The organism is Pseudoalteromonas sp. SR45-5, from assembly GCF_014163565.1.
GTDB lineage: Bacteria > Pseudomonadota > Gammaproteobacteria > Enterobacterales > Alteromonadaceae > Pseudoalteromonas > Pseudoalteromonas distincta.
Window position 1 is genome coordinate 1 of the sequence record NZ_JACJDN010000142.1, and the last position, 7,594, is coordinate 7,594.

At 42.8% G+C, this 7,594-nt stretch carries 4 protein-coding genes; all 4 read right to left on the reverse strand.

From position 1 onward, the window contains the following. Positions 1 to 38: 38 nt before the first annotated feature. The gene (locus H5072_RS07520) at positions 39 to 1,829 is read right to left on the reverse strand and encodes an alkaline phosphatase (RefSeq protein WP_182693160.1); all 1,791 of its coding nucleotides are present in this window, start codon (positions 1,827 to 1,829) and stop codon (positions 39 to 41) included. Between the two features lie 11 nt (positions 1,830 to 1,840). Continuing rightward, on the reverse strand, positions 1,841 to 3,430 hold the full coding sequence (locus tag H5072_RS07525; protein WP_182693161.1) for an alkaline phosphatase: 1,590 nt from the start codon (positions 3,428 to 3,430) through the stop codon (positions 1,841 to 1,843). 209 nt (positions 3,431 to 3,639) lie between these two features. Continuing rightward, a complete protein-coding gene (locus H5072_RS07530; protein ID WP_182693162.1) occupies positions 3,640 to 6,075 on the reverse strand; it encodes a TonB-dependent receptor in 2,436 nt (811 codons plus the stop codon). A gap of 208 nt (positions 6,076 to 6,283) precedes the next feature. Beyond that, positions 6,284 to 7,594, reverse strand: a 1,311-nt coding sequence (locus H5072_RS07535) for a solute:sodium symporter family transporter (RefSeq protein ID WP_182693163.1), incomplete at its 5' end; no start/stop codon positions are given.

The window sequence follows — 7,594 nt, forward strand, 5'->3', positions numbered from 1 at the left end:
TTTAGATATATTTAACTAAATTTATAACTAGCCGGTATTTATTGCGCTAGCTTTTCGTCTGCTGTTTTTACAAAGTCAGCGGCAAAGTCCATTACATGGAATAAAAAGCTTTGCTCGTTTGTGCCTGTTACCAAGTGTGCACCTGGTCCCATTGCATAAACGCCTACGTCTTCACCGGCATGTGTTTCTGAGCCCATTGGTACCAGTGCTTCTTGATGAAAACCAGGTGTTGTTGTATCAACATCTGTTAAATCAACACGCCCTGTAACCGGTGCAAACGCATAACCTGCATCGGCATCAGTCTCGCTGCCTAGGTTTCTAAAACCACCACCATTGGTGTAACCAACCGTTGTATAAGGCATATCATCGGCAGCTAAGCTTGGCTCAGTTGCACCTACTGCAACCACTTTACCTAAAATTGGGTTACCGCGTTTAGGGTAACCGGCAATGGTAAATACATGGCTGTGATCGGCAGTTACAACTATTAATGTTTCTTCTGGGTTGGTGTTTTCCATCGCCACTTTAACGGCTTTGGCAAGCTCAATAGTGTCGTTTAACGCGTTATAAGCGTTACCCGCATGATGCGCGTGGTCAATTCGACCCGACTCAACCGTTAAGAAAAAACCTTGCTCGTTGTTATCAAGTACGTTTATTGCTTTTTCGGTCATTTGTGAAAGCGAAGGCTCGCCTGCTACATCGTTTGCTCGATCAGCTTCGTACTGCATGTGGGATTCGTTAAATAAGCCAAACACTTTAGTGGCGTCGTCACTTATTGCATCAAAACCGGTTTGATCCATTACGTACGTGCCATTTGGATATTGCGTTTTCCACTCTGCGGTTAAGTCGCGGTTATCTGTACGATCCCCTTCAACAGCACTTACTGCATCGGCTGAATTAAACGCGGCATCTTTTGGTAAAAAGTGACGACGACCGCCGCCCATTACTACGTCAATACCGTCTACATCAACACCACTAAAGCGTGCTTCTAGGTTGGCTTCAAAGTTAACTAGTTGCGATGCAATATCTTCACACGTTGCGGCACTTTCTGGCATATCGGAGATATCTTCCCAGTTACGCTCTGCCGATTTAGCATACGTTGCAGCTGGGGTTGCGTGAGTAATACGCGCTGTAGAAATAATCCCTGTTGCTTTACCTGCAATTTCAGCAAGCTCTAATGAGGTAACTAGTTCGTGCCCTTTGCCTGATGCACAATTACCACGTTCAACCGCTTCATCTATACCTAAAACGCCCGCGTCGGTTTTAACACCCGATGCCATTGCGGTCATAGTGCCTGCCGAATCTGGCGTTTGCGCATCTACGTTGTATGTTTTTACAAAGCCCGAAAAAGGCATAGTTTCAAAGCTTAACTGGTGCTCTTCACCCATTTCGCCCTCTAACTGACCCGCTAAAATACGTGCTGCGGTTATGGTAGAAATACCCATACCATCGCCCACAAATAAAATAACGTTTTTAGCTTTGCCTGATTCAGTAACAATGTTGCTACTGGCTGTTTGTGCAGCACCTAATTTTGTTTGTGCTTCACTAAACCATGCATTACTAGTAAGCGAGGCTAATTGCTCGTTTGTGAGCGACGTTGCAGGTGCATTACACACTAAATTAGTTGAGTTAACTTCGTCGCTGTCTAGCACGTCGTTATTATTGGTATCTGCGCCTACTTGAGTCTCTACACCGCCATTAATGCACTGATCAGAGCCCACTGCAATAGCGTTATCTACTGCAATAATATTATTTTCATTTTTGTTATCGTCACTCGAGCAACCTGCTAGCGCGACCATTACTGCTAAAGAAAGTACTGTTAATTTGTTCATGTTAGCCGCCATTATTGCTGAGTTAGTTCAAGAGCTTGATTAATTAGATGAAACACTACGTTTTGTTCAATTACGCCTTGTGCTAGCTGAGCACCTGGACCTTTTGCATGCAGTGAAATATCTTCACCCGCGTGTGTTTCTGAGCCCATTGGTACAGTTGCTTCTTGGTGAAAACCTGGGGTCGTTGTATCAACGCCATTTAGCTCAACACGCCCTGCAACAGCAGCACTTGTGTAACTTGCATCCGCATCAGTCTCACTGCCCAAGTTTCTAAAGCCTAAACCATTTGCGTAACCTACTGTGGTGTACGGCATATCGTCGGCGGCTAGGCTTGGAGTAGTTTCGCCTACTGCAACTACTTGACCTAAAATTGGATTACCACGCTTAGGGTAGCCAGCAATAGTAAATACATGGCTGTGATCGGCGGTTACTAAAATAAGGGTTTCTTCTGGGTTGGTGTTATCTACCGCAGCTTGCACGGCTTTAGCAAACTCAATGGTGTCGTTAAGCGCGTTGTATGCATTACCTGCGTGGTGCGCGTGGTCAATTCTTCCCGACTCAACCGTTAAGAAAAATCCGTTATCGTTTTTACCAAGCACTTCAATTGCTTTAGTGGTCATATCGGTAAGCGAAGGCTCGCCCGCTACATCGTTTGCGCGGTCAGCTTCGTATTGCATGTGGGATTCGTTAAATAAACCAAATACTTTAGTGGCGTCGTCTGCTATTGCATCAAAGCCTGTTTGATCCATTACGTACGTAGCATCTGGGTATTGTGTTTGCCACTCAGTCACTAGGTTGCGCTCGTCAGTGCGGTCGCCTTCAATAGCGCTTACTGCATCTGTTGAGTTAGCTGTTTCGTCTTTTGGTAAAAAATGACGACGACCGCCACCCATTACAAAATCAAGACCGTCTACGTTGGTCCCTACAAATCGTGCTTCTAGGTTTTTTTCAAAGTTAACAAGTTGCGATGCAATGTCTTCACAGCCACCCGTTACGGCATCTTCTGGCATATCGGATACGTCTTCCCAGTTACGGTCAGCCGATTTAGCATACGTGGCAGCAGGGGTTGCATGCGTAATACGTGCTGTAGAAATAATACCGGTAGATAGCCCTTTAATTTCAGCTAATTCGGTCGCGGTAATTAGCTCATTACCTGCTACTGTTGAACACACGCCGCGTTCAATATCTTCATCTACACCAATAACGCCCACATCGGTTTTTACACCCGAAATAATAGCCGTCATCGTGCCGGCTGAATCAGGAGTTTGTGCATCTACGTTATACGTTTTAACTTGTGCAGAGTATGGGAACTCTTCAAAGCTTAAATAACCTTCTTCGCCAGATTGGTTATTACGCTGCCCTTGCAAAATACGCGCGGCGGTAAGAGTAGATATACCCATGCCATCGCCTACAAATAAAATAACGTTTTTAGCTTTAGTGGCTTGTGTAGCCTGCGCTTGTGCTGTTTTTGTTGTTAGTTTAGTTTGCGCAGCGCTATACCAGCTGCTGTCTTTTTGGCTTTGCGGTAGTACATCAGCATGGCTAACTGCGCTAAACGCAAATGTTAGCGCGATTGCCGCAGCGACTTTTTTAATTTTCATCCGTAATTCCCATTGTTTAGTGGTTATTTTTTGAAATGTGTAAACACAAAAAAGATCAACCGCTGCACTATAGAAAACAGATGTGACTGATAAAGGTAATTTTAATGAAAGTAAGATGACCAAACTATTACAAAAATAAGTCACAAAAAAAGCGCAACGTGTTAAACGTTGCGCTTTTAAGGGAAATTATTGAGGGAGTTATTTAAATATTAAAAACGTGCTTTAAACGATACCCCAAAGTAGCGCTCTGCATCGCGCGGAATTTGATAACGGAAGTTATCGCCACTGTAGGTTGTTGCGTAACTTTCGTCGGTTAAGTTTTTAGCAATAAGTGATACTCTAAACGCGTCATCTTTAAACGATAAACCCACACTTGCGTTTAAAATACCGTAATCTGGTAATAAAGCAGCTGGATTAAATTCGCCTACGTTGTCTGGTAGGTCTGAGTATTGCTCGTCGGTGTAAATGTAAGAGCCGTTAATATGTACGTTAAAGCCATGGTCGGTTTCAATAAAGTAGTCAGCCGTTAGTGAGTATTTTAAATCTGGCGAAAATGGTACATCTAAACCTGAGCGGTCAGTACACGAACCAGCGGCTACCTCTGCCGGACAATTAAACTCGTCAATTTCAGCTTTAATGTAAGCAACACCACCAGTAAGGGTTAGCGACTCTGTTGCAGCCCACATAAAGTCAACTTCAACACCTTGCGTACTTACATCACCCGCATTGGTTAAGCGCGTAATACAAGTGCCGTCTGAACAGTCAAAGTTGTTAGCTTGAAAGCCTTCAATTTCGGTTCTGAAAAGCGCCATGTTAAATACAAATTCGCGGCTTGCGTATTTGTAGCCTATTTCATAAGCGTCAGACTCTTCAGGTGCTATTTCGCGACTATCGGTGTCTGGGTTAAAGTTATAATAAATATTAAAACCAGGGCCTTTGTAACCTTGCGAGTAAGTACCGTATACCATTTGACCATCGCCTAAATCGTATTGCATACCTAAACGACCCGATACGTTGGTTTCTTCGGCTTTGCCTTCATCATCTGTATTAAGTGTTGCTGGGCGCACACCTACACCGGTGCGGCCATACACATCATTACTTACACGGCGATGCGTGTACGACACTTCATCGTCGGTGTAACGAATACCAAATAATACGCGTAAATCTTCAGATAAATCGTAAGTACCGTCGGCAAAAGCGGCCCAGTTGTTAAATTCTGTGCTCATAAAAGCAGTGGCCGATACAATATCGTTTGCGTTACAGCTAACACCTAGACCTTGTGTGTAACCATCTAGGTCGTTAAGTGCTGCATCAAGTTCAGCGCCCGATAAGTTATTTTGCGCGTAAAAAGCCATTGCGCTATCAAGCTGGCCACCATTATTTTGACAACTAGCATCGCGAGTAAAGTTACGTTGTGAATTCATGTTCCAATAAAATAAGCCAGCAACATAGTTAAATGGCCCAGCTAGGTTTGATGTAACTCTAAATTCTTGCGAAAACTGATCCCATTGCTGTGCACCTAAATCGTGTAATTGAAACGGCGCGTCAAATACCGGCTCGCTGCTGTCGCCAGCAATAGAGGTAAAGTCGCCTTCACGGTACTCTGTGTTATCCCACGAACGCTGCGCTGTAATTGAAGTATATGTATAGTCGCCAATTGTTTTATCAACTTGTACTGAAAACGCGCTATGTTCGTCAATTGTGCGCGACTCGTAATCGTGATCAACGCTGCGTTGGTCTAAATCAATATCGGCTACGCCATCAACAATACCGTTACTATTTGGTACTGATTTTGAATCTGGATTACGGCCACTTGGTAGTGCTTCTAAGTCGGCACAACAATCATCGTCAGCGTTATAAAATTCAGCAATAAATTTTACGCTTAAGTCATCCTCTGGCTCGTATTTAAATACAGCACGTGCACCTTCACGGTCGTAACCGTTTACTTTTTCGTTGTTGTAAACGTTATCAATGTAACCGTCAAATTTACCTTTAAATACCGTTAGGCTTGCCGCTAGGTCGTCGGTTAAACCGCCGCTTATAACGCCTTTAAAACGGTATTCGTTATCTTGATAAAACGAGGTTTCTACGCTGCCTGTTGTGTCGTACGAGGGATCTTTTGTTGTTATGTTTACCACACCTGCTGAGGCGTTTTTACCAAACAATGTACCTTGTGGCCCGCGTAATACTTCAATGCGGTCTACGTCGTATAAATCGGCAAATGCTTGACCCGAGCGGCCAAGCACCACGCCATCAACAACAGTTGCTACACTTGGCTCGGCAGCAATACTAAATGAAATAGTACCAATACCGCGCACTGTTAGCGCTGAGTTACGGGTTGTGGTGCCTTTTCTAAAGCTAACCGAAGGAACAAGCGACTGTAAGCCTTCCATGTTATTAGCAAAAGCTGAATTAATTTGATCGCTATTAAGTACCGATACCGCAACAGGTACTTCGTTTAAACTTTGCGTTCTTTTTTGTGAAGTAACGACTATTTTTTCAAATGTATCATTTTTAGCTGTTTCTGTTTTTTGTTGTTCTTGTTCGGTTTGCTCTTGCTGTGCATGTACCTGCGCGCTAAGCGCTAAACCGGTTGTCATTGCTAACGTGACTGCCAAGCTTAAGACGGACTTTTTAGCTCTCATGTCATTCTCCATATTGTGCGTGTGTGCTGTGTGGTACCGCGCTAGCAATTGTGTGGGTTGCTAAAAAGCGGTGTCAGTGTGTGATATTTCCCTTAAAGCTCTTATATCTTATATAAGAGCTTTAAATTTAAACAAACTATCTTACTAATGCAATCATTATGTGAATAAAATGTAATTTTAAATTAAGTAATGAGGAGTCAGCCGTATGTTATACGGCCTTTGGAATCCCAATATGCGCTAAACTATTTTCGTAACGAACCTGCCAACGACGTACACTCCACCAGCTAAGCACTAAAACAGTAGACCAAACAGCAACTAAACTTGGTACAAAGTACACACTGGTTCCACCAACCAATCCGAGCGGCGAAAACAATATATACAAGCTAACAATCAAGCCTACTAATACAATTGCGCAAGGTAGTGCGTATTTCCAAGGATTTAGGTCTACCTCGGCTTTGCGTGTAAATTGCCATGGTGTTTTAAGGGGTTTGTAGTAACCAATACCCAACATTATTGCCAATTCAATTAAGAACAAAATGGCGTAAATATGAATAAAGTTAATGTCTACATCCCATACAAATTTAAGCAAGGTATAGGCAATAATATGGAATATAATCGCGACTTTAGCGCCCAGTGCAGGCACTTTTCGAGTAAACAAACCAACCAATACAATTGTGATGACCGGAATGTTGTAAAAACCTGTAAACACACGAATAATGTGCCATAAACCTTCAGGCGCAAACATCAATAATGGCGCAGTTATAAACGACAATATGGCAATAACAATACTGGTAATTTTGGCTACTTTTATAAGTTGGCTGTCTGTTACCTTATTTTTTTTCATTGGCTTATAAACATCTAAGCAAAATAAGGTCGCCGCGCTGTTGAGCAATGAATTAAATGAGCTAAATACAGCACCTAGCAATACGGCCAAAAAGAAGCCAGATAAATACTGTGGAAGCACTTCTTTTACCAAATGTGGGTAAGCTAAATCGATAGTTGGCAGGCTTTCGTGTTTATAAAGATGGTAAGCAATAACGCCAGGGATCATCATCATAAACGGTACTAGCACTTTAAAGTACCCTGAAAACAACACCCCTTTTTGACCTTCAACTAAGTTTTTAGCGCCCAATGTACGCTGGATCACATACTGATTAGTGCCCCAATAAAACAAATTAGCTAAGATCATCCCTGTAAAAATAGTGCCAAATGGCACGGGATCATCGCTACTACCAATAGCATTGAGCTTTTCTGTGTCGGTGTTTACTAGGGTGCTTAACCCTTCTGAAAAACTACCATCACCCAATGCAATTAAGCCCAGTGTTGGCACTAAAATACCAATGATAAGTAACCCAACACCATTAATAGTATCTGATACCGCAACCGCCTTTAAACCACCAAATACAGCATAAATAGCCCCAACTGAGCCCACTGTAATAATGGTCACAATTAGGCTTGATTGGTAGCTCATATTTAATAAGGTGGGTACATCAAAAAGTCTAAGTACGGCTATTGATCC

What these genes read in the sequence shown, in the direction of transcription:
- H5072_RS07520 (WP_182693160.1), bottom strand. Translation starts at nt 1,829, where the DNA reads ATGAACAAATTAACAGTACTTTCTTTAGCAGTAATGGTCGCGCTAGCA.
- H5072_RS07525 (WP_182693161.1), bottom strand. Translation starts at nt 3,430, where the DNA reads ATGAAAATTAAAAAAGTCGCTGCGGCAATCGCGCTAACATTTGCGTTT.
- H5072_RS07530 (WP_182693162.1), bottom strand. Translation starts at nt 6,075, where the DNA reads ATGAGAGCTAAAAAGTCCGTCTTAAGCTTGGCAGTCACGTTAGCAATG.